Raw genomic sequence first — 20,081 nt, 5'->3', positions numbered from 1 at the left:
TCACTACTCCTTAGCCAAGATGTACTGCCTCGAATTGTAGGGTTTTTCTTCGTTAATTAACCGCGACGCGGCTCATAGATTTACGCATCCGGACAAAACCCTTGTGACATAAAACGCTGCCACTCCGGATACAAAGCGGTGCTGATTATGGCAGTAAATTCCTTATCGCTTTGGAATATGTTTCCAGAACGTTAAATAACAGAGAATAAATCTGGTAGTTTGTGAGTGTAATCGCATTCATGTAAGTTAATTACGAAAGAGTTTCATTTACATATGGCTCTTTGCTGTTTTGCTCTTATCTATAATCAGTCTCTTTGGGTGATGAGACGTCATCCTTGTATGTCAGCTAATTCGGATACCGCTATGGACAGAGTTCATTCACTTTCGCCCGCTACCCGATGGGGCATGATTGCCGCAGGTCTGCTACAGGGGCTGCTTTGCTATATTTTATTAGAGATCATTACGGCCCACGCGCTGCCCGCCATCAATAACTATATGGTCTATGGCGTGATGAGTAGCGTTGCGATCTCAATAACGTTACTGTTTGCGATCGAACGTTTTCGTCAGCCTGCGCTGTGGGTCGGGCTGGCTCTGGTGCTGATCGTGGTCTGCGCGATGGGCTGGTGGGTGAGCTGGAACTTTAGAGGGATTGATAGCTGGCGATTGCAGGGCGCGCTTATCGTCTATGCGTTGCTCTTGCTGGTTATGGTGATGTTAATGCTGCCCTGGCTGCAGGCGCGTCTGCAAACGGGGCATTTTCGCGCAGGCTATGCCTTTTTCTATCAGTGCCTCTGGCAGAACGGGCTGTCGCTCCTGCTCATTTTCCTGACCCTCAGCCTGGTATGGACCGTACTTTGCCTGTGGGCAGAATTATTTGAGCTGCTGAATATTGGCTTCTTTTCCTGGTTGTTCTTAGAGACAAAATGGTTTTTTTACCTGTCAACCGGGCTGATCTGTGCCTTAGTGCTTATCCTGGCGCGAAGTGAATCACGTCTGATTCAGGCGGTGCAAAGTCTGCTGGCGCAGATTGCACGCGGACTGCTACCGCTGGTGGCGCTGATTGTGCTGCTGTTTATGGTGACGCTGCCCTTTGTCGGCCTTGAGACTATTTCCACGCGTATTTCCGCAGCCGGCCTCTTAAACTGTCTTATCTGGATGCTGCTGGTGCTGGTGGCCGTAGTCTGGGCACCGGAGAAACGCGAACTGCCGTATCCGCAGGGGCTGCGCTATCTGGTACGCGTAGCGCTTATTCTTTCACCCCTGCTGGCGCTGCTGGCTGGCTGGGCGATGTGGGTACGTATTGCCCAGTATGGCTGGACGCCGGAACGTGTGTACGGCGCGCTAATTACCGTGATTTCGCTGGTCTGGGCCTGCGGCTATGCTTTTAATCTTATCCGCCGCTGGCAAAATCCGCTGCCTGTTCAGGGACGTTTTAATCAGTGCGTGGCGTTATTTATGCTGGTGATATTGATCCTGATACATTCACCGGTACTCGACCGCTATCGTATCAGCGTTAATAGCCAGATGGCGCGCTATCATAGCGGCCAGACCACCACGCAGGATCTCAGTCTATCCATGCTGGATGAAGCCGGGCGGCGCGGCCATGCTGCACTACGGGCTTTGCAACAGGATGCCAACTTTACCAGCGACAGCGAGCGCGTGCGCACGTTGAACACCTTACTGGGTAAAGAGCAACCCTCGTCTGACGAGGTTATTGACCGTGCATTTTTACAGCGCAATATTCAACTCGCCTCCACGGATATTAAACCTGACAACGCGCTCTGGGAGCAGATCCTTATTCGGAGTCAAGAGGCTTCTGCTTGTCTGAGCGCGCAGAAAAATTGCTGGCTGCTGGCGCAAGATTTAAATCAGGACGGAAACGCGGAATGGATTTATTTCAATCTTGATGAGAAACGGATCATCGTTTTCACGCGCCGGGAAAACAAGTGGAGCTCGAACGCCAGCGTCTGGAATTTTCCGCCGTCAATCGACAAAGCCACTTTACTCACCGCGCTGGAACAGGGGCAGGTGAAAATGGTGCCTAAGGTCTGGCAGGATCTGAGTGTTAACGGCAAGCGTATTAAAATTGATTACTATTCGGATGAGTAGGCATTAGAAGGCGGCAAGGGGCAGCAATGCCCCTTGCCTGAGTAGCGTAAAGCTTAATGAACCTGCGGATCGCCCGGAGAGGCGTTATTGCGGATGGCAGCAATATCCATCGCGTCAAAAACATAGTGACTGCCGCAGTAATCGCAGTTCATGTCAATCTCACCGTCTTCCGCCAGAATGCTGTCCAGCTCTTCATCCGGCAGGGTTTTCAGTGCGCCAGCACAGCGTTCACGCGAGCACGTGCACTTGAACTCGACGTTCTGCGGATCGAACAGGGTGACTTCTTCTTCATGATAAAGACGCCACAATACCTCGGTTGCAGGTAAGGTAAAGAGTTCGTCGGCTTTAATGGTTTCGGTCAGCGTCGCCAGATGCTCGAAGTCATTAACCTGCGTCTCCTGAGCCGGGAGAACCTGTAACAGCATGCCACCTGCCGCCGGTCTACCGTCCACTTCACCAGTACGAATAAACAGACGTGTCGGCAGCTGTTCGGAACGCATAAAATAATCTTCCAGGCAGGCTGCCAGCGTATCGCCTTCAAGCCCGACAACGCCCTGATAACGCTCACCCTCTTCTGGCGTGATGGTGATGACCAGATAGCCATTACCAATCAGCGTTTTCATGTCGGCACCTTCCGGGATCTCTCCCTGAATACGCGCCACGCCACGTAACTGCTGGTGGTTATTACCGTTAATCACGGCCAGATTCATGGGGCCATCGCCCTGAAGCTGCACGGTAATATCACCATCAAATTTCAGCGTTGCCGTCAGCAGGCTGGTCGCAACCAGCAGTTCGGCAAGGATAGTTTTCACCGGCAGCGGATAGCTATGGTTGGCAAGGATCTCTTGCAGGCTTTCCGACACGGTTACCATTTCGCCGCGGACGGCATAGTTTTCAAACAGGTAACGGTGAAGCTGATCGTGTTGAGTCATAGTGGTCTCTCTTGCGGGCGAACGTTATTCGTTTTCGCCGTGTTTAAATCTCATCAGGTCGCGGCGTTCTTTTTTATCCGGTCGCCTGTCGGGGTGCGGCATGGTCAGGGCGTTCATCTTACGTGCCAGCGTAATTTTCTCGCGCTTTATAACGCTTTCCGCTGTCTCTTCATAAAGCGCGCTGGCTTCTGTCGCCGGACGGCGCTGGGCGGTAATAGCAGTTATAACAACCGTTCGCTCATCGTTACCCTGACGCAGCGTCAGGGTGGCATTGAGCTCTACGATTTTACTCGGTTTGCTGCGCTGACCGTTATAATGCACTTTGCCGCCTTCAACCATTTCGCGCGCCAGCGCACGCGTTTTGTAAAATCGGGCCGCCCATAGCCATTTATCCAGTCTGACGCTGTCAGAGGGTGCTTCTTTCATGGCAATTCCTTCACGGTGAGTGAGGGGATCAACCGCCGATAGTCATTCAGCGACGGATGACGCAAATAGTGCTTGTCCGCCAGGCCGGAATCCGGATTGGTGACGCCAAGGCAGTAGCGGATCCCAAAGCGGGCGGCGGCATCCAGAATAGGCTCGCTGTCATCAATAAAGAGCGTTCTCGCCGGATCAAGCTCCGTTTTTTGCGCTACCGCCTGCCAGAGCCGCTGATCCTCTTTGGGATAACCAAATGTATGGGTAGAAAGTAATAAATCAAGGTGCGCGCCAAGACCTGTGTGTTCGAGCTTCACCGCCAGATTATGCGGATGCGCGTTGGTCAACAAAATACGCTGCTTGCCGTAGGCTTTAAGCTCATCAAGAAAAGGGATTGTGTCCTCGCGTAATAGCGCGCGCGATCCTTGTGCCGTAGTCATGGCGCAGATATCCAGCCCCAGCCGTTCGCTCCAGTAATCCAGACAATACCAGTTTAGCGTATGCTGCACGGCGCTGTATTCCTGGCGCATGAGCGCTTGTGCCTCCTGTGCACTTACGCCGCGCGCAGCACCCCAGGTTTCAGGGACCAGTGTTTGCCAGAAATAGTTGTCGAACGCGAGGTCGAGCAGGGTACCGTCCATATCGAGCAGGACCGTGTCGACGTCCTGCCAGCAGATATCAAGATGCATAACACTCTCCAGCGCAAAGAAAGGCGACAGCGTACCACAACTGCCGCTATTCAGAGTCAGGAGCGCTTATCCGGGGACGGGATTAATACCGGATTTAAGCAGCTATCGTAATACTTGTGGATCTGCGCCAGCCGGGTACGGTTGCGCTGATAACGGCGAAGGGCCAGCGCACCGTTGTAAAGCGCGCATATTATCATCGCCAGCATCAGTAGCGTGGTCGCCATATAACGCCACAGTTCTGCCCGATCGGGCATGCGGTGCAAACTGATGTGCTGCGTTCCGTTGGCATCGGTAAACAGTTTTGTGACAATACCTTCCGCCGTAAACGGCGTATGCATCAACATTTCTGCCAGCCGCTGGAACTCTCCCCATTGCTCATGGGCCGGATAATCATAAAGCGCAATCGGTGGATAGGGCTGATTAACCAAATCACTGCCTTCGTCGCTGGAGATGAGAAAACCGCCGGGCGCCGGGCTGTTAAGCGCCTGAGCCGCCCGTGAGGTTTCGCGCGTCACAAACGGCGCAGCGGTGGTTTTCACCATATTTTCCAGTGATTCTGCGCTGACCGGACGCAGCAGAACATTAATCCCGTCCAGCCTGCCTGCGCTGGCGCGTTTGGTTAGCGTATCCCAGTCTTTGGTATTGCCAAGATTAACCAGCGCATTTTTAAGCCTTACACACTCATCCGCAGAGGCGCAAAGCTGTTTTGTTTTCAATACAATATCTGAAAAATCATCCAGCAAAACCATTCCTGACTTTTGAATTGCCGAACGTAGCGCCGGGCTAACGCGCGTGACTTCTTCCGGGCCAGGATGCAACTGCTGATTAATAGCCTGCATCAGGGCTGTGGCATTGTTGACGGTTTCCGATTCCGGCAATGGCAGCGGCGGCGCGTCGTTCCAGACAATTTGTGAGCAATCAAATGGCATAAACGGCGAGCTTGAGCGGGGAGACCAGTTGCCGCCCGGATGGATATTACACATGCCGTTACCCTGAATTCGTAACGTATCTCCGGTACGAACACGTTGTTCCTCCAGCTGTTTAACGCTGGTGGCCTCAATGGTTTGTGCGCCCTTAAGCCAGGAAACGGTAAATTTAAACGGCATCTCTAATGGCACAGTCGCGTACAACATGATAACCACCAGAAGCGCACCCGAGGCGATAACCGTGCTGCGTAACCAGTGCTGAAGCGGATAATATTTAACTTCATCATGTAGCGATAAAAACCGCCCCTGACGCACAACGTGGCGGTCAAGATAGATATCAATATTGGTTTGTTGACCTAAATCCTGCGTGATCCACGGTTGCCAGTGGCGCGGATAAATCAGATCGATAATGCCTAGCGAAATATTATTGATCTGCTCGAGATTATTTTCGCCAAACAAACCCCAGCGCTTGGGCGTACCGCGCAGACAGTGAATCTCACGCCGCATGCTTTTCATCGGCGGTGCAACCAGTCCCCAGATGCCCGCGACCAGCAGTAGAATCGCCCCACCGACGAGCCAGGGTAAAAAAACGTCTGGCGCAATCAAAGCAAAATACATAAAGAAAAACGAGGCGATAATCAAAAATGCTTCGCGCAACCGGTTTGGACGAGTCAGGGCATATTCTTCACGTGTCTGCTGGCGAATATTCAGCAGTTCAATCTGCTCGCTCTCCTCTCCGCGAATCGACGTTCCTGAAGAGGGGATACGTTCCGAAATGTGGCCGTGCGCCTCCTGAATATACTCACTCAACGTATGACCATTAAGCGAAATCACTAACGGTAATGAGCTGGTATAAATCAGCTCAACGCTATTCTCATCATTAATATATTGCTCCCAGAACGGAGGCAAATGGACTTCAACGGAGTCGAGAAAATAGCGCCATTTATTCGGATCGTCTGCGGAAATCCCGTAGCGCGTAATTGAGCGCGTCAGGGCCATTACAGTATGGCTTTGCGCACTGAGATTCAACGAGACGGGCGGTGCACTGGCACCGGATACTGGTAATTGCTGGATACGGCTGAGGCGATCCAGATAATTTTCTACGGCACTCTGCTCGTCCGCTGTCAGCTTACGCGTCGTCGCACTGGCGAAATTATGTAGCCAGGGCAGATGATGGCGATGAAATTTATGTCTGAAAAACCATCCTGCAAGCAGCACGCAGGCCAGCACAGCAGCAAAAAAAATTAAAAAGGTGCTCATGCTTTTCCTATCTTACTTTTCTTACAGGTCTTATGAATAATTTACGTGAGTGGGTCGCCGCTCAGCAGATCCGACGCAGCGTGCAAGAATTAACCCGCTATTATGCAACGCGCGATGGTAACAAAGTGATTTTACAGCGTGTATCAGTTAATTCTCAATTGCAATTCAACCTCTTGACTTTTGTGGGTAAACCAGGTGAAGCATCATGAGGTTGCGAAAATGTAAAGAAACAGCAATTTGGATTGCCGAAACCGTGCGGCATGTCGCACAATAACCTCTGTCATCACAGCAAAGATCCGGCCACATGAGTAAACCATTACAAAAACCTGCCATCCTTAATATTGAAACGGTCGCCCGTTCGCGTCTTTTTAACGTCGAAAGCGTCGATCTGGAATTCAGTAACGGCGTAAAACGCGTCTATGAGAGGATGCGTCCCTCCACGCGTGAGGCGGTAATGATTGTGCCCATCGTGGACGAGCATCTGATCCTGATCTACGAATATGCGGTGGGCACCGAATCCTACGAATTGGGGTTTTCGAAAGGGCTGATCGATCCTGGTGAAACGGTTTTTGAAGCGGGTAATCGTGAATTGAAAGAAGAGGTAGGGTTCGGGGCGAATAACCTGACCTTCCTGAAGAAACTCAGCATGGCTCCCTCCTATTTTTCCAGCAGGATGAATATCCTGGTTGCAGAAGATCTCTACCCTGAGTCACTGGAAGGCGACGAGCCTGAGCCTCTGCCACAGGTTCGTTGGCCGCTGGCCCATTTGATGGACCTGCTTGAAGAGCCGGATTTTAATGAAGCACGCAATGTGAGCGCGCTATTTTTAGTTCGTGAGTGGCTGAAAGGGCAAGGCCGGCTGTAGCGCCCGACCTTCACCGTACTTTGACATTTAGCGTTTCAACGTCAGATAAGCGAAGCGCCATCCGTCAGCGTTAACGTCGGGACTGGCGGATAACCCTGCCTGACTTTCATCAGGCAGGTATTCATTAAAACAGCTCGTGCGTCTCACCGTTATCAATAATGGTCGTACCCACTTCATGCACCGCCTGCTGTGTCGGCTGAGTACCTTCAATAAAATACTCCGCACGGCTGTTGCCACCGTTAGCCAGTTGCCCGCTACTGCGATCGATATTCACGGTTACTATGCCCGGTGGCGGCGTGAGCGGATCTTCCGGTACGCCCGCGAGGATCGACTTCATAAAGGCATCCCACGCAGGCTGAGCACTTTTGGCCCCGCCCTCATAACCTGACACCTGATCTTTAATCGCCCCGGAAGCCGTGGTACGGCCCAGATCCCGACGATGATCGTCGAAGCCAATCCACACGGACGTCACCGCGCCCGGACCGTAGCCGGAGAACCAGGCGTCCTTCGAGCTATTGGTGGTGCCGGTTTTACCGCCGATATCGTGGCGCTGTAGATCCCGCCCCGCACGCCAGCCCGTTCCTTGCCAGCCGGGTTCACCGAAAATGTTAGTGTTCAGCGCGCTCTTAATCAAAAATGCCAGCGGCGTGTTGATCACATGCGGCGCATATTGCTGACTGCCGGTGCGGGCGACCAGATCCTGGTTTGCCTGCTCCAGCTGCGGCATGGGCACGGCCAGATTTTTTTGCTCCTGAGACATGGCGACGTCTTCGACATCCTTGTTTTCCAGCACGCCAGACTTCTGTGTTTCGCCGTAAATAACCGGAATATCGCAGTTAGCACAGGCGACTTTTGGATTCGCTGTAAAAACGATGCCACCCTGGTCATTTTCAATTTTGGTAATGAAATAGGGATCGACAAGAAAACCGCCGTTTGCCATTACCGCGTAGCCACGCGCAACCTGCATTGGCGTAAAAGATGCGGAGCCAAGCGCCAGCGATTCCGTATGCACGATGTTCTGTGCCGGGAAGCCGAAACGCTGCAGGTACTCGGCGGCATAATCGACGCCCATCGCCCGCATCGCCCGCACCATCACCACGTTTTTCGACTGCCCGAGTCCCTGACGCAGGCGAATAGGCCCGGCATATTGCGCCGGTGAGTTTTTAGGCCGCCAGTCTGAACCGGCACCGGCATCCCAGCGCGAGATTGGCACGTCATTCAGAATACTGGCCAGCGTCAGGCCTTTATCCATTGCTGCGGTGTAGAGGAACGGCTTAATGTTCGACCCTACCTGACGAAGCGCCTGGGTCGCACGGTTAAATTTGCTCTGATTGAAATCAAAACCGCCCACCAGCGCAAGGATCGCGCCATCCTGCGGATTAATAGACACCAGCGCCGAGTTAACATCCGGCACCTGCGCCAGCCACCAGGTATCGTTCACCTGACGTACCCACACCTGCTGACCAGCCTGTACTACATCAGTCACTTTACCTGGCGTACGACCCTGCTGCGTGTCTGAGATCCACGGGCGGGCCCAGCGAACACCATCAAGATGCAATGAAACGGCGGTTCCATTACCAAGGAGCGCAGTCGCTTCCTGAGGTGATGCTGAGACGATCGCCGCCGGAGCGAGCGGACCATAGTTCGGCAGTGCTCTCAGTGAATCGACGATCTTTTGCGTATCCCACGGCGCTTCACCGCTTTTCCACAGCACGTTTGCCGGGCCACGATAGCCATGACGCATATCGTAATCCATCACGTTATTGCGCACGGCGTCCTGCGCCGCCTGCTGGTTTTTACGGCTAATCGTAGTGTAAACGCGATAACCGTCTTCATACGCTTTCTCACCGTAACGGCCAACCATATCCTGACGGACTAACTCGGTCAGATAAGGTGCAGAAAAGGCAATTTCCGGGGCATGATAATTCGCATCAATCGATTCATTACGCGCCTGATCGTACTGCTCTTGCGTAATATAGCCTTCGCTCAACATGCGCGATAACACCACATTACGGCGCGATGTCGCACGATCGAGTGAATAAAGTGGGTTAAAGGTTGACGGTGCTTTAGGCAGACCAGCAATAGTAGCCATTTCACTTAAGGTCAGTTGATCCACCGATTTACCGAAGTACACTTGCGCTGCGGAGCCGACACCATACGCACGATAACCGAGATAAATCTTGTTCAGATAAAGCTCGAGGATCTCATCTTTACTCATCATCTGTTCAATACGGATGGCGAGAAAGACTTCCTTAATTTTACGCATCAATGTGCGTTCCGGACTCAGGAAGAAGTTACGCGCTAATTGCTGAGTAATCGTACTGGCACCCTGAGTGGCATGACCTGAAAACAGCGCCACGCTGGTCGCACGGAAAATACCTACCGGATCGACGCCGTGATGCTCATAGAAACGGCTGTCTTCCGTTGCGATAAAAGCCTTCACCATTTCTGGCGGAACGTCGTCGAGCGTCACCGGAATACGGCGTTTTTCTCCGTATTGCGCCATCAGTTCACCATCAGCGCTATAGATCTGCATTGGAATTTGCAGGCGCACATCTTTGAGTGTGGCAACGTCAGGCAACTGTGGCTCAACAAATTTATAAAGGCCATAAATCGAGCCTGCTCCCAGCAGAATGCAAAAAACTGCAAGGATGAATAAATACTTTACGAACTTCACCGGAGATTTCCCATTTAGTTTGGTCTGGGCAGTTTATAAACAACCGCGCGGTAGTATAAAGGCAAGCCAGGTGCATTGATATAGCCGTCAATTGGCGGCAGATAAGGAGATCGCTTTTTATGGCATTTCGGCTTTGGCAAACAGGTTTGCATATTCAACAGGATCAGGTGGTTATCATCGCGCTTGAGCATGTTCGCTCCCGCTGGTCTCTACGCCGCTGGTGGCAGATCCCGCTGGTTTCCGGCATTGTTCAACAGGGGCAAATTATCCACCTTGATGCGCTGGCTGATGCATTGCGCGAATGGCGGCGAGAACTGCCAATACAGCACTGCGTGCGCATCGCATTTCCTGCCTCAAAAACGCTGCAAAAAACGCTTTCTCGCCCGGCGCTTCGCCTGCGGGAGAGTGAGCAGGTCGAATGGATCACCCATTCGATGGCGCAATCACTGGATATGGAGCCTGAAACGCTTTGTTTTGATTATCTTGAACACGCGCATGAAAATCTTTATTGCGTGACTGCCGCCCGGCATCACGACGTCAACCTTCTCTCCCGGCTGGCGAAAATGTTGCGTTTACACCTGTCGGCCATTACGCCAGATGCGAGTGCGCTGCAAGGTTTCCTGCCGTGGCTCAGTGCCGAAGAACAGTGCCTTGCCTGGTACCATGGAGAACGGTGGTTATGGGCTACGCGTAGCGCCTGGGGATCGTGTAGCACCGCTGACGCGCCCTCTGCATCACAGCTTGCCAGCACGCTTTCTTATTCCTCTGAGCAGGTGGTGCAGTGTACTGCGCAAGCTATCGCTACACCGCATCTGGATCCATGGTGTACGTTGAGTTTCCAGCAGCCACCGCTACCGGCGTGTAGTGACGCGTTTGCCGTGGCGCTGGGCCTGGCGCTAGGGGAGCGATAATCATGGCTGGCGCCGTCAATTTTCTGCCCTGGCGGCAACATCGTCGTCAGCGATGCCTGCGCTTCTGGACGCTTTGTTGCGCGGGTGCCGCGCTGAGCATTGCCGCTGTCGTGTTCTGCTTGCGGATGCAGCTTACTATCACCAGCGTTACTGCGCAGCGCTGGCAGCAGGGAGACGCTGCACTGGATAAAGCGCTGTTACAACGAGAAGCACAGTGGAAAGCATTTCAGGTAGCGCAGGCGCAGCGTCAGATCCGACAAAAACGACGCGCAACGACCCTGCGCTGGCAGCAGACATTATCTGCAATTGCGCAGCGTCTCCCGCCGCAGGCATGGCTTACCCGGCTAAATCTTCAGCATAAAACGCTGACCCTGACCGGACGCGCCTACACATTCACAGCCCTGAAAGCGGTGAATGCGCTCCTGCACACCATGCCCGGCTTTCGCCCTGGACTGCCCGGAAACGTGGGCCGCGACGAACAAGGCCGCTGGCAATTCAGCTACCCGCTGATTTGGGAGGAGACTGATGATGCTCCCCAGCCCTGAGCGCTGGTGTGCGCTTTCACCTGCACTCAGGGTCCTGTGCTGGCTCCTTTTTACCTTCATGATGGCTGTGCTGTCATGGGCATTCTGGCTGCATCCGCTCCGGCAATCCCTGACCATCCAGCAGGCGCAAAGTCACCTTCAGCGTCAGCAACTTGTTACACGCTGGCGTACTGTGTTGCCGCTGAAAGTTCCCCATGAACTGCCGAACGATGGCAATGCGCCGGCATCATTATTCTCGCCGCTGGATTTTCAGACGGCGGCGACCCGACTGATCGACTGGCAACCAGCAGCAAAAGGAGGAACGCTGGTGCTGGAGAGCGACTGGCAGCCGGTGCCTGACATTTTTGCCACGCTGGCGCAGCAGGACATGATGGTCACCGCATTCTCCCTGGAGCCATCTGGCGAACGGTTACGTTTTACGCTGCAACTGGAAAAAAACGATGAGTAATAAACGCCGGGCCTTATTGCTCATCGTGCTGCCGATGATCATGGCGATGCGCGATCCTTTTCTGCCGCCGGAAGATCGTTGCCAGACTGCACAGCTCGCACAGTGGCGTTATCAGGGCGTCATTGAACGAGCATCCGGACGAACAGGCCTGCTGCGCAATCCTCAGGGCGTGTGGCTCCGGGTGCAAACCGGCAGTTATTTACCCACAGGCTGGCAGGTAGTTCAGTTAACCCCGCAGGAATTAGTTATTGAAACCGGGGCAGGATGCGATCCCGCTCGCTGGTCATGGTCACGACAAGGAGAACAACATGAAAGCAGGGCTCGGCATTTTACTCCTCATAATAGTGCCGCTGGCGTGGGCACAAAAGCCGCAGCCGGTCACGCTGGTGGTGGATGACGTTCCGGTGGCACAGGTCCTGCAAACGCTGGCCGATCTGGAGCAGCAAAATCTGGTGATTGCCCCCGACGTTACCGGAACGCTGTCGCTGCGGCTGGTCAACGTGCCCTGGAAACAGGCATTACAGACCGTACTCAATAGCGCCGGGCTGGTTTCACAGCCGGAGGGCAGAGTAATGCACGTGCATTCGCAGGCATGGCAGGCCGCGCGTCTGACGCAGCAGGAAGCGATTCATCTTAAGCAGCAACAAAATCTGCCGCTCATCGGACACAGTATCGTGTTGCGGTATGCTGATGCAGAAGAACTGGCTAAAGCCGGCGCAAAGCTTCTCAGTGCACGCGGCATAATGACTGTCGATAAGCGCATGAACCGGCTGCTGCTTCGCGACAGTGCCGCTAACCTTGAGGCGCTAAAACAGTGGGCCGCGGAAATGGACTTGCCGGTAGCGCAGGTGGAGCTGGCTGCGCATATCGTGACAATCACCGAAAAAAGCCTGCGTGAGCTGGGGGTGAAATGGACCCTGGCAGAGGCGGCCAGCGCGCCAGGCGCAGGCAAAATAACCGGTCTTGGCACGGATTTATCCGTCAGTTCGGCCACATCACGCGCTGGTTTTAACATCGGACGCATCAACGGCAGGCTGCTGGAACTGGAGCTGTCAGCCCTGGAGCAAAAGCAGCAGCTGGATATTATCGCCAGCCCGCGGTTACTGGCCTCACATCTGCAGCCTGCCAGTATTAAGCAGGGGAGTGAAATTCCTTATCAGGTTTCCAGCGGAGAGAGCGGCGCGACGTCGGTGGAATTTAAGGAAGCTGTTTTGGGCATGGAAGTGACGCCAACCGTATTACAGCAGGATCGAATCCGTCTTAAGCTACATATCAGCCAGGATATGCCAGGTCAGGTGCTGCAACAGGCCGATGGCGAAGTGCTGACCATCGATAAACAAGAAATTGAAACGCAGGTTGAAGTGAAAAGTGGAGAAACCCTGGCATTAGGTGGCATTTTCTCACAAAAAAATAAATCGGCTCAGGATAGTGTCCCGCTACTTGGCGAGCTTCCCTGGGTCGGGCAACTTTTTCGTCATAATGGAAAAGACAATGAACGTCGGGAACTGGTAGTATTTATCACTCCACGTCTGGTTCTGTGAGCCTGAACACGATTTTTTGTGATGGCGCTTTTGTGTTAAATGAGCGTCAGGCGTTTGACGTGAGAGAGGATTTAGCATACAAGGAGTACCGATTTGAGAGTCTGTCTCGCGGCGTAAGTAGAAGTATGATTACCTCGACAAGGTGATTTATTCAGTTGCCAAACCCGTCAGAGTATTGAGATAATTTTTAGTCTGACTCTCGCTCTATCGCATAAAGAGGTTTCAGTTCATTTCCTGCACCGCTGGAAGTCTGCAAAGCAGGTTTATCATTAACGAATAGTCTTAGTAGTACCGAAAAAATGGCAGAGAAACGCAATATCTTTCTGGTTGGGCCTATGGGTGCCGGCAAAAGCACTATTGGGCGTCAGTTAGCTCAACAGCTTAATATGGAATTTTACGATTCAGACCACGAAATCGAGAAACGTACTGGCGCTGATGTAGGTTGGGTCTTCGATGTTGAAGGTGAAGAAGGTTTCCGCGATCGCGAAGAAAAAGTCATCAATGAACTGACTGAAAAGCAGGGCATCGTACTGGCAACAGGCGGCGGCTCGGTGAAATCACGTGAAACGCGTAATCGTCTCTCCGCTCGCGGTGTGGTGGTGTATCTCGAAACCACTATCGAAAAGCAGCTTGCCCGTACACAGCGAGACAAAAAACGTCCCCTGTTGCAGGTAGAAACGCCGCCGCGTGAAGTACTGGAAGCACTGGCGAATGAACGTAATCCACTGTACGAAGAAATTGCTGATGTAACCATTCGCACTGACGATCAGAGTGCTAAAGTGGTTGCAAACCAGATTATTCATATGCTGGAAAGCAATTGATTCTGGCTTAATACAGGCCAGCGAGTATAAGCAACTAAGGTAGACGTCGCGTTATGGAGAGGCTTACTGTTACCCTCGGGGAACGTAGTTACCCGATTACCATCGCGGCTGGTTTGTTTAACGATCCAGCTTCCTTTTTGCCGCTCAAATCAGGCGATCAGGTGATGCTGGTCACCAATGAAACGCTGGCTCCGCTATGGTTGGACAAAGTGAGTTCGTCCCTCCAGCAGGCGGGTGTTAACGTCGATAACGTAATCCTTCCCGATGGCGAGCAGTATAAAAGCCTGGCGGTAATGGATACGGTCTTTACTGCGCTACTGCAAAAACCGCACGGTCGCGATACGACGCTGGTTGCCCTTGGCGGCGGTGTTGTAGGCGATCTTACCGGTTTTGCTGCCGCCAGCTATCAGCGGGGCGTGCGTTTTATTCAGGTTCCCACCACGTTACTGTCGCAAGTTGACTCCTCCGTAGGCGGCAAAACGGCAGTCAATCATCCGCTCGGCAAAAATATGATTGGCGCTTTCTGGCAGCCGGCATCGGTGGTTGTCGATCTCGACTGTCTGAAAACGTTACCTGAGCGTGAGCTATCTTCCGGTCTGGCCGAGGTCATCAAGTACGGCATCATTCTTGATGGCGAATTTTTCTGCTGGCTGGAAAAGAATATTGATGCGCTGCTGACGCTTGATGAAAAGGCTATGGCTTACTGCATTCGTCGCTGCTGCGAAATCAAAGCAGAGGTCGTTGCGGCTGATGAGCGTGAGACGGGACTGCGTGCGCTACTCAATCTTGGACACACATTTGGTCATGCTATCGAAGCCGAGATGGGTTACGGTAACTGGCTGCATGGTGAGGCGGTATCTGCGGGTATGGTGATGGCCGCAAGAACGTCCGAGCGTCTGGGGCAATTCGACGCGCGGGATACGCAACGTATTATTACCCTGCTGGAACGGGCAGGTTTGCCGATCCACGGGCCGCGGGAAATGTCTGCTGAAGCTTATTTGCCGCACATGCTGCGCGACAAAAAAGTGCTGGCGGGCGAAATGCGTCTAATATTGCCGCTGGCGATAGGTAAAAGTGAAGTTCGTGGTGGCGTATCACATGATGTTGTGCTGAGTGCTATTGCTGATTGTGAGTAAGTGTAATAAATAAGAAGTGTCTGCCACGTTTTGCGTGGCGTTTTAACATCGGGCGATGTGCAATTGTAACAGGCATAAGCCTTTTAGTGGGGTGGTAAATGGATGAATTCAAACCAGAAGACGAGCTGAAACCCGATCCCAGCGATCGTCGTACTGGTCGTTCCCGGCAGTCTTCCGATCGTGATAATGAACAGCAGATCAATTTTGACGATGTGGAGCTTGATGCTGATGAACCTCGTTCAACGCGTGCAACGCGTCGGGCGCGTGAAGACGAAGAATATGCAGCGGACGATGAGGCTTTCGATGACGAAGAGCCGGTAGTAGAGCGCCGCCCGCGCAAGCGTAAAAAAGCGCCAGCAAGTAAACCTGCCTCCCGTCAGTATATTATGATGGGTGTCGGTATTGTTGTGCTATTACTGCTGATTGCAGGAATTGGTTCAGCGCTGAAATCACCGTCAAAGAATGAATCCTCTTCAACGGAAGAGAAGAATATCGCGCTTTCTGGCAATCAGGATACCGCTACTCAGCCGGCATCAGATCAGACGGCGAACACGGCCCCACAGGACGTTTCTTTACCGCCGATCTCCTCCACGCCAACGGAAGGTCAGGCTCCGGCGACGCCGGATAATCAACAGCGTGTTGAAGTGCAGGGTGATTTGAATAATGCTCTGACTCAGCAGCAGGGCCAGGTCGATAGCGCAGTGAACTCAACGCTGCCGACTGCACCGGCTACGGTTGCTGCTGTACGTAATGGTAATGCCCCACGTCAGGCCACTACTGGCGAATCAACGGAGCATCGTAACACCACTACGCGCCCAGAGCGTAAACAGGTTGTCATTGAGCCTAAACCGCAAAGCAAACCGCAGCAAACGGCCAGACAAACGGTCACCGAGCCGAAAACTGTTTCTCAGCCGAAGCGTACAGAAGCAACGGCTCCGGTGAAAGCGCCGACGGCTGAACCGAAAGCGACAGCGACCCGAACAGCACCGGAGACCACAACGCCAGCAGCTACCGCGCCGGCCACTTCTGCGCCAGTAGCAGCGTCTAAGCCAGCCGCAACGCCAGCACCTGCCGCGACCGCACCTGCCGCTACGGCAGGCGTGAAATCAACCGGCAATGTAGGTTCGCTGAAGTCTGCACCGTCTAACCACTACACCCTGCAACTTAGCAGTTCTTCTAGCTACGACAACCTGAACGGTTGGGCGAAGAAAGAAAATCTGAAAAGCTACGTGGTATATCAGACCAGCCGTAACGGGCAACCGTGGTATGTCCTGGTAAGTGGCGTTTACGCATCGAAAGAAGACGCTAAACGCGCGGTAACTGCACTGCCCGCTGATGTACAAGCGAAAAACCCGTGGGCAAAACCGCTGCATCAGGTTCAGGCCGATCTGAAGTAATGGTTGGGCATAGACAAAGCGCAGTATGCTGTCGGAGCGTTCTCCACAGCCGGAGAAAATGTAATCAGCCAGCATGAAAAAGAATCGCGCTTTTCTGAAATGGGCAGGGGGGAAGTTCTCCCTGCTCGAAGATATCAAAAAGCATTTGCCGCACGGCGAATGCCTGATTGAACCCTTTGTGGGTGCAGGGTCGGTGTTTTTAAACACCGACTTTTCACGTTATATCCTTTCGGATATCAATAGCGACCTGATAGATCTCTATAATACGGTGAAGACGCGGGCCGACGAATATGTGGCGGCCTCGCGAGACATGTTCTCCCCGGAGAATAATGTGGCAGAGAGTTATTATCAGTATCGCAACGAATTTAACCAGTGTCAGGATACGTTCCGACGGTCAGTGCTTTTTTTGTACCTGAATCGTCACGGATACAATGGGCTGTGCCGCTATAACCTGCGTGGTGAGTTCAATGTTCCCTTTGGTCGCTATAAAAAGCCTTATTTTCCACAGGCCGAGCTATATCATTTTGCTGAAAAAGCTCAGAACGCGACTTTCCTGTGCGAAACATTCGAATCCAGCATGGCTCGTGCGCATAATATTCATGATCCGGTGATCTATTGTGATCCTCCCTATGCGCCGCTTTCCGGCACAGCGAATTTTACCGCTTACCATACCAATAGTTTTAGTCTGCAACAGCAGGCCGATCTTGCCGTACTGGCAGAAGGTTTGGTAAATCGTCAAATCCCGGTGTTAATTTCCAACCATGAGACGGCGCTCACGCGCGAATGGTACAAGCTGGCGACGAAGACGACCGTGATTAAAGTGCGTCGCAGTATTAGCAGCAACGGCGGAACACGTAAGAAGGTGAACGAACTGCTGGCGTTATATCGTCCAGAGCTTGTTTTGCCTGATATCAAATAAACTTCAAGGAGATGCGGATGAGCCAGTACTTAATTGCCCCTTCGATTTTGTCAGCAGATTTTGCTCGCCTGGGCGAAGATACCGAAAAAGCGCTGGCGGCAGGCGCAGACGTTGTTCATTTTGATGTTATGGACAACCACTATGTACCTAACCTGACTATCGGGCCAATGGTACTTAAATCCTTACGCGATTATGGCATTAGCGCCCCAATTGACGTTCACCTGATGGTAAAACCAGTCGATCGTCTGATACCGGATTTTGCGGCAGCAGGTGCCAGCATTATTACTTTCCATCCAGAAGCGTCTGAGCACGTTGACCGTACTCTGCAACTGATCAAAGAACATGGCTGTAAAGCAGGGCTGGTGTTTAATCCGGCGACGTCGCTCAACTACCTTGATTACGTGATGGACAAGCTGGACGTGATCCTGCTGATGTCAGTGAATCCCGGCTTTGGTGGTCAATCGTTTATTCCTCAGACGCTGGACAAATTGCGCGAAGTTCGTCGCCGTATCGATGCCTCAGGCCTGGATATCCGCCTTGAAGTGGATGGCGGCGTGAAGGTCGACAATATTGCAGAGATTGCGGCGGCAGGCGCAGACATGTTCGTTGCCGGCTCGGCGATTTTTAACCAGCCCGATTACAAACAGGTTATCGATGAGATGCGTCGCGAACTGGCGCAGGTGAAGCATGGATAAGCTAAATGCGATTCAGGGCGTAGCATTCGATCTTGACGGCACGCTGGTAGACAGTGCACCAGGCCTGACGTCTGCTGTCGACAGCGCCCTGTACGCGCTCGAATTACCGCAGGCCGGTGAAGCGCGGGTTATTACGTGGATAGGTAATGGCGCCGACAAGCTGATGGAGCGTGCACTGACCTGGGCACGGCAGGAGCGCGCAGCGCAGCGTGCCGCCTCGGGCAAACCATCTGTTGAGGATGACGACATTCCTCAAGAGGAACAGGCCAGCGTTCTGCGCGCTTTGTTTAATCGTTACTATGCGCAATTTGCCGAAGAGGGCAGCTTTCTGTTCCCTGATGTTGCCGATACGTTAAATGCTCTGCATACCAACGGCCTGCCGCTGGCACTGGTGACTAATAAACCGACGCCGTTTGTTGCGCCGCTGCTGAACGCGCTGGGGATTGCCCACTATTTTACCGTCGTCATCGGCGGTGACGATGTACAGAATAAAAAGCCGCATCCGGAGCCGTTACTGCTGGTCGCCAGCCGACTGGGTATTACGCCACAGTCTCTGCTTTTTGTCGGGGATTCACGCAATGACATTCAGGCTGCCGCCGCGGCAGGTTGTCCCTCTGTCGGGCTGACCTACGGCTATAACTACGGCGAAGCGATTGCGTCGAGCTCACCAGACGTCATTTTTGATCGCTTCAATGAACTTCTGCCCGCTCTAGGGCTTTTGCACAGTGAAAACCAGGAATTAAAAACACATGACTAAGCCCATCGTCTTTAGTGGCGCACAGCCCTCAGGTGAATTGACTATTGGTAATTACATGGGTGCGCTGCGTCAATGGGTGAACATGCAGGATGACTATCACTGCATCTATTGCATCGTTGACCTCCATGCTATTACCGCACGACAGGATGCTGAAAAGCTGCGTAAAGCCACGCTGGATACGCTGGCGCTGTATCTGGCATGCGGTATCGATCCGGAAAAAAGCACTATTTTTGTTCAGTCTCATGTTTCTGAACACGCGCAACTTGGCTGGGCGCTGAACTGCTATACCTATTTTGGTGAGTTGAGCCGCATGACGCAGTTCAAAGACAAGTCTGCCCGCTATGCTGAAAACATTAATGCCGGCCTGTTTGATTATCCAGTGCTGATGGCGGCTGATATTTTACTTTATCAGACCAATCAGGTGCCGGTAGGTGAAGATCAGAAGCAGCATCTTGAGCTGAGTCGTGATATCGCCTCCCGTTTTAACGCGCTATATGGCGATGTCTTTAAAGTGCCGGAACCGTTTATTCCAAAATCAGGCGCACGCGTAATGTCGCTGCTCGATCCGACGAAGAAAATGTCCAAGTCGGACGATAACCGCAATAACGTTATCGGTCTGCTGGAAGATCCGAAATCCGTGGTGAAGAAAATCAAACGCGCGGTGACGGATTCCGAAGAGCCGCCGGTGGTACGCTATGACGTGCAGAATAAAGCGGGGGTATCAAACCTGCTGGATATTCTGGCTGGCGTGACGGGTCAGAGTATTGCTGAACTTGAGCAGCATTTTGAAGGCAAGATGTATGGCCATCTTAAGGGCGAAGTGGCCGAAGCCGTTTCAGGTATGCTGATCGGGTTGCAGGAGCGTTATTATCGTTTCCGCAATGACGAAACATTCCTGCAGAAAGTGATGAAAGAGGGTGCGGAGAAAGCCAGCGCACGCGCATCTGAGACGCTGAAAAAAGTGTATGAAGCTATCGGATTTGTTGCCAGACCGTGAAATAAATACAGCGTAAGTATTTTTCAGTAATAAAAAACC

General features: G+C 52.7%; 20 protein-coding genes. 15 read left to right on the top strand and 5 right to left on the bottom strand.

What is annotated here, in order from left to right:
- Positions 1-363: 363 nt before the first annotated feature.
- The gene (locus AC791_RS03585; RefSeq protein WP_072094288.1) at positions 364-2,109 is read left to right on the top strand and encodes a DUF4153 domain-containing protein; all 1,746 of its coding nucleotides are present in this window, start codon (positions 364-366) and stop codon (positions 2,107-2,109) included.
- Positions 2,110-2,162: 53 nt separating this feature from the next.
- Here the strand turns inward: AC791_RS03585 and hslO are convergent, their stop codons facing one another.
- The 4 genes from hslO to AC791_RS03565 are packed head-to-tail and all read right to left on the bottom strand — an operon-like array spanning position 2,163 to position 6,333.
- Positions 2,163-3,041, bottom strand: coding sequence for an Hsp33 family molecular chaperone HslO (gene hslO, locus AC791_RS03580; protein ID WP_049839120.1), 879 nt, complete (start codon positions 3,039-3,041; stop codon positions 2,163-2,165).
- A gap of 24 nt (positions 3,042-3,065) precedes the next feature.
- The gene (gene hslR, locus AC791_RS03575) at positions 3,066-3,467 is read right to left on the bottom strand and encodes a ribosome-associated heat shock protein Hsp15 (protein WP_049839119.1); all 402 of its coding nucleotides are present in this window, start codon (positions 3,465-3,467) and stop codon (positions 3,066-3,068) included.
- Positions 3,464-4,147 (bottom strand): GMP/IMP nucleotidase, encoded by a 684-nt coding sequence (gene yrfG, locus AC791_RS03570; protein ID WP_049839118.1) that lies wholly within the window; start codon positions 4,145-4,147, stop codon positions 3,464-3,466. Before yrfG ends, hslR begins: the two co-directional genes overlap by 4 nt.
- 56 nt (positions 4,148-4,203) lie before the next feature.
- Positions 4,204-6,333 carry an intracellular growth attenuator family protein gene (locus AC791_RS03565; RefSeq protein WP_049839117.1) on the bottom strand — a complete coding sequence of 710 codons (2,130 nt, stop codon included), beginning with the start codon at positions 6,331-6,333 and terminating at the stop codon, positions 4,204-4,206.
- 32 nt (positions 6,334-6,365) lie between these two features.
- On the opposite strand from AC791_RS03565, the gene AC791_RS20540 reads away from it, so the two are divergent.
- Both AC791_RS20540 and nudE read left to right on the top strand, forming a co-directional pair.
- A complete protein-coding gene (locus AC791_RS20540; RefSeq protein ID WP_158443030.1) occupies positions 6,366-6,542 on the top strand; it encodes a hypothetical protein in 177 nt (58 codons plus the stop codon).
- Positions 6,543-6,637: 95 nt separating this feature from the next.
- Positions 6,638-7,198, top strand: coding sequence for an ADP compounds hydrolase NudE (gene nudE / locus AC791_RS03560; RefSeq protein WP_049839116.1), 561 nt, complete (start codon positions 6,638-6,640; stop codon positions 7,196-7,198).
- 124 nt (positions 7,199-7,322) lie between these two features.
- Here nudE and mrcA read toward each other — a convergent pair whose 3' ends face one another.
- Complete coding sequence (gene mrcA, locus AC791_RS03555; RefSeq protein WP_049839115.1) at positions 7,323-9,875, bottom strand: peptidoglycan glycosyltransferase/peptidoglycan DD-transpeptidase MrcA; 2,553 nt, start codon at positions 9,873-9,875, stop codon at positions 7,323-7,325.
- 119 nt (positions 9,876-9,994) lie between these two features.
- On the opposite strand from mrcA, the gene AC791_RS03550 reads away from it, so the two are divergent.
- The 12 genes from AC791_RS03550 (at position 9,995) to trpS (ending at position 20,042) form a co-directional block, all read left to right on the top strand.
- Positions 9,995-10,786 (top strand): hypothetical protein, encoded by a 792-nt coding sequence (locus AC791_RS03550; protein ID WP_049839114.1) that lies wholly within the window; start codon positions 9,995-9,997, stop codon positions 10,784-10,786.
- A gap of 2 nt (positions 10,787-10,788) precedes the next feature.
- Positions 10,789-11,331, top strand: a complete 543-nt coding sequence (locus tag AC791_RS03545; protein WP_049839113.1) for a PilN domain-containing protein — start codon at positions 10,789-10,791, stop codon at positions 11,329-11,331.
- On the top strand, positions 11,312-11,779 hold the full coding sequence (locus AC791_RS03540; protein ID WP_148677750.1) for a hypothetical protein: 468 nt from the start codon (positions 11,312-11,314) through the stop codon (positions 11,777-11,779). The genes AC791_RS03545 and AC791_RS03540 overlap by 20 nt, the downstream gene beginning before the upstream one ends.
- Positions 11,772-12,176 carry a HofP DNA utilization family protein gene (locus AC791_RS19525; RefSeq protein WP_072094283.1) on the top strand — a complete coding sequence of 135 codons (405 nt, stop codon included), beginning with the start codon at positions 11,772-11,774 and terminating at the stop codon, positions 12,174-12,176. Before AC791_RS03540 ends, AC791_RS19525 begins: the two co-directional genes overlap by 8 nt.
- The gene (gene hofQ / locus AC791_RS03535) at positions 12,088-13,320 is read left to right on the top strand and encodes a DNA uptake porin HofQ (RefSeq protein ID WP_049839111.1); all 1,233 of its coding nucleotides are present in this window, start codon (positions 12,088-12,090) and stop codon (positions 13,318-13,320) included. The genes AC791_RS19525 and hofQ overlap by 89 nt, the downstream gene beginning before the upstream one ends.
- 299 nt (positions 13,321-13,619) lie before the next feature.
- A complete protein-coding gene (aroK, locus tag AC791_RS03530; protein ID WP_049839110.1) occupies positions 13,620-14,141 on the top strand; it encodes a shikimate kinase AroK in 522 nt (173 codons plus the stop codon).
- Between the two features lie 53 nt (positions 14,142-14,194).
- Positions 14,195-15,277: a 3-dehydroquinate synthase gene (gene aroB / locus AC791_RS03525; RefSeq protein WP_049839109.1), complete on the top strand. Its 1,083-nt coding sequence runs from the start codon at positions 14,195-14,197 to the stop codon at positions 15,275-15,277.
- A 98-nt stretch (positions 15,278-15,375) separates the two neighbouring features.
- Positions 15,376-16,674, top strand: a complete 1,299-nt coding sequence (gene damX / locus AC791_RS03520; RefSeq protein ID WP_049839108.1) for a cell division protein DamX — start codon at positions 15,376-15,378, stop codon at positions 16,672-16,674.
- A gap of 73 nt (positions 16,675-16,747) precedes the next feature.
- Positions 16,748-17,593: an adenine-specific DNA-methyltransferase gene (gene dam / locus AC791_RS03515; RefSeq protein ID WP_049839107.1), complete on the top strand. Its 846-nt coding sequence runs from the start codon at positions 16,748-16,750 to the stop codon at positions 17,591-17,593.
- Positions 17,594-17,610: 17 nt separating this feature from the next.
- Positions 17,611-18,288 (top strand): ribulose-phosphate 3-epimerase, encoded by a 678-nt coding sequence (gene rpe, locus AC791_RS03510; protein ID WP_049839106.1) that lies wholly within the window; start codon positions 17,611-17,613, stop codon positions 18,286-18,288.
- On the top strand, positions 18,281-19,045 hold the full coding sequence (gene gph, locus AC791_RS03505) for a phosphoglycolate phosphatase (protein WP_049839105.1): 765 nt from the start codon (positions 18,281-18,283) through the stop codon (positions 19,043-19,045). Before rpe ends, gph begins: the two co-directional genes overlap by 8 nt.
- The gene (trpS, locus tag AC791_RS03500) at positions 19,038-20,042 is read left to right on the top strand and encodes a tryptophan--tRNA ligase (RefSeq protein WP_049839104.1); all 1,005 of its coding nucleotides are present in this window, start codon (positions 19,038-19,040) and stop codon (positions 20,040-20,042) included. The genes gph and trpS overlap by 8 nt, the downstream gene beginning before the upstream one ends.
- Positions 20,043-20,081: the final 39 nt, after the last annotated feature.

Origin of the sequence: Klebsiella sp. RIT-PI-d (assembly GCF_001187865.1) — a bacterium.
Classification (GTDB): Bacteria; Pseudomonadota; Gammaproteobacteria; order Enterobacterales; family Enterobacteriaceae; genus Superficieibacter.
This window is presented reverse-complemented; position numbering and strand designations above follow the sequence as displayed.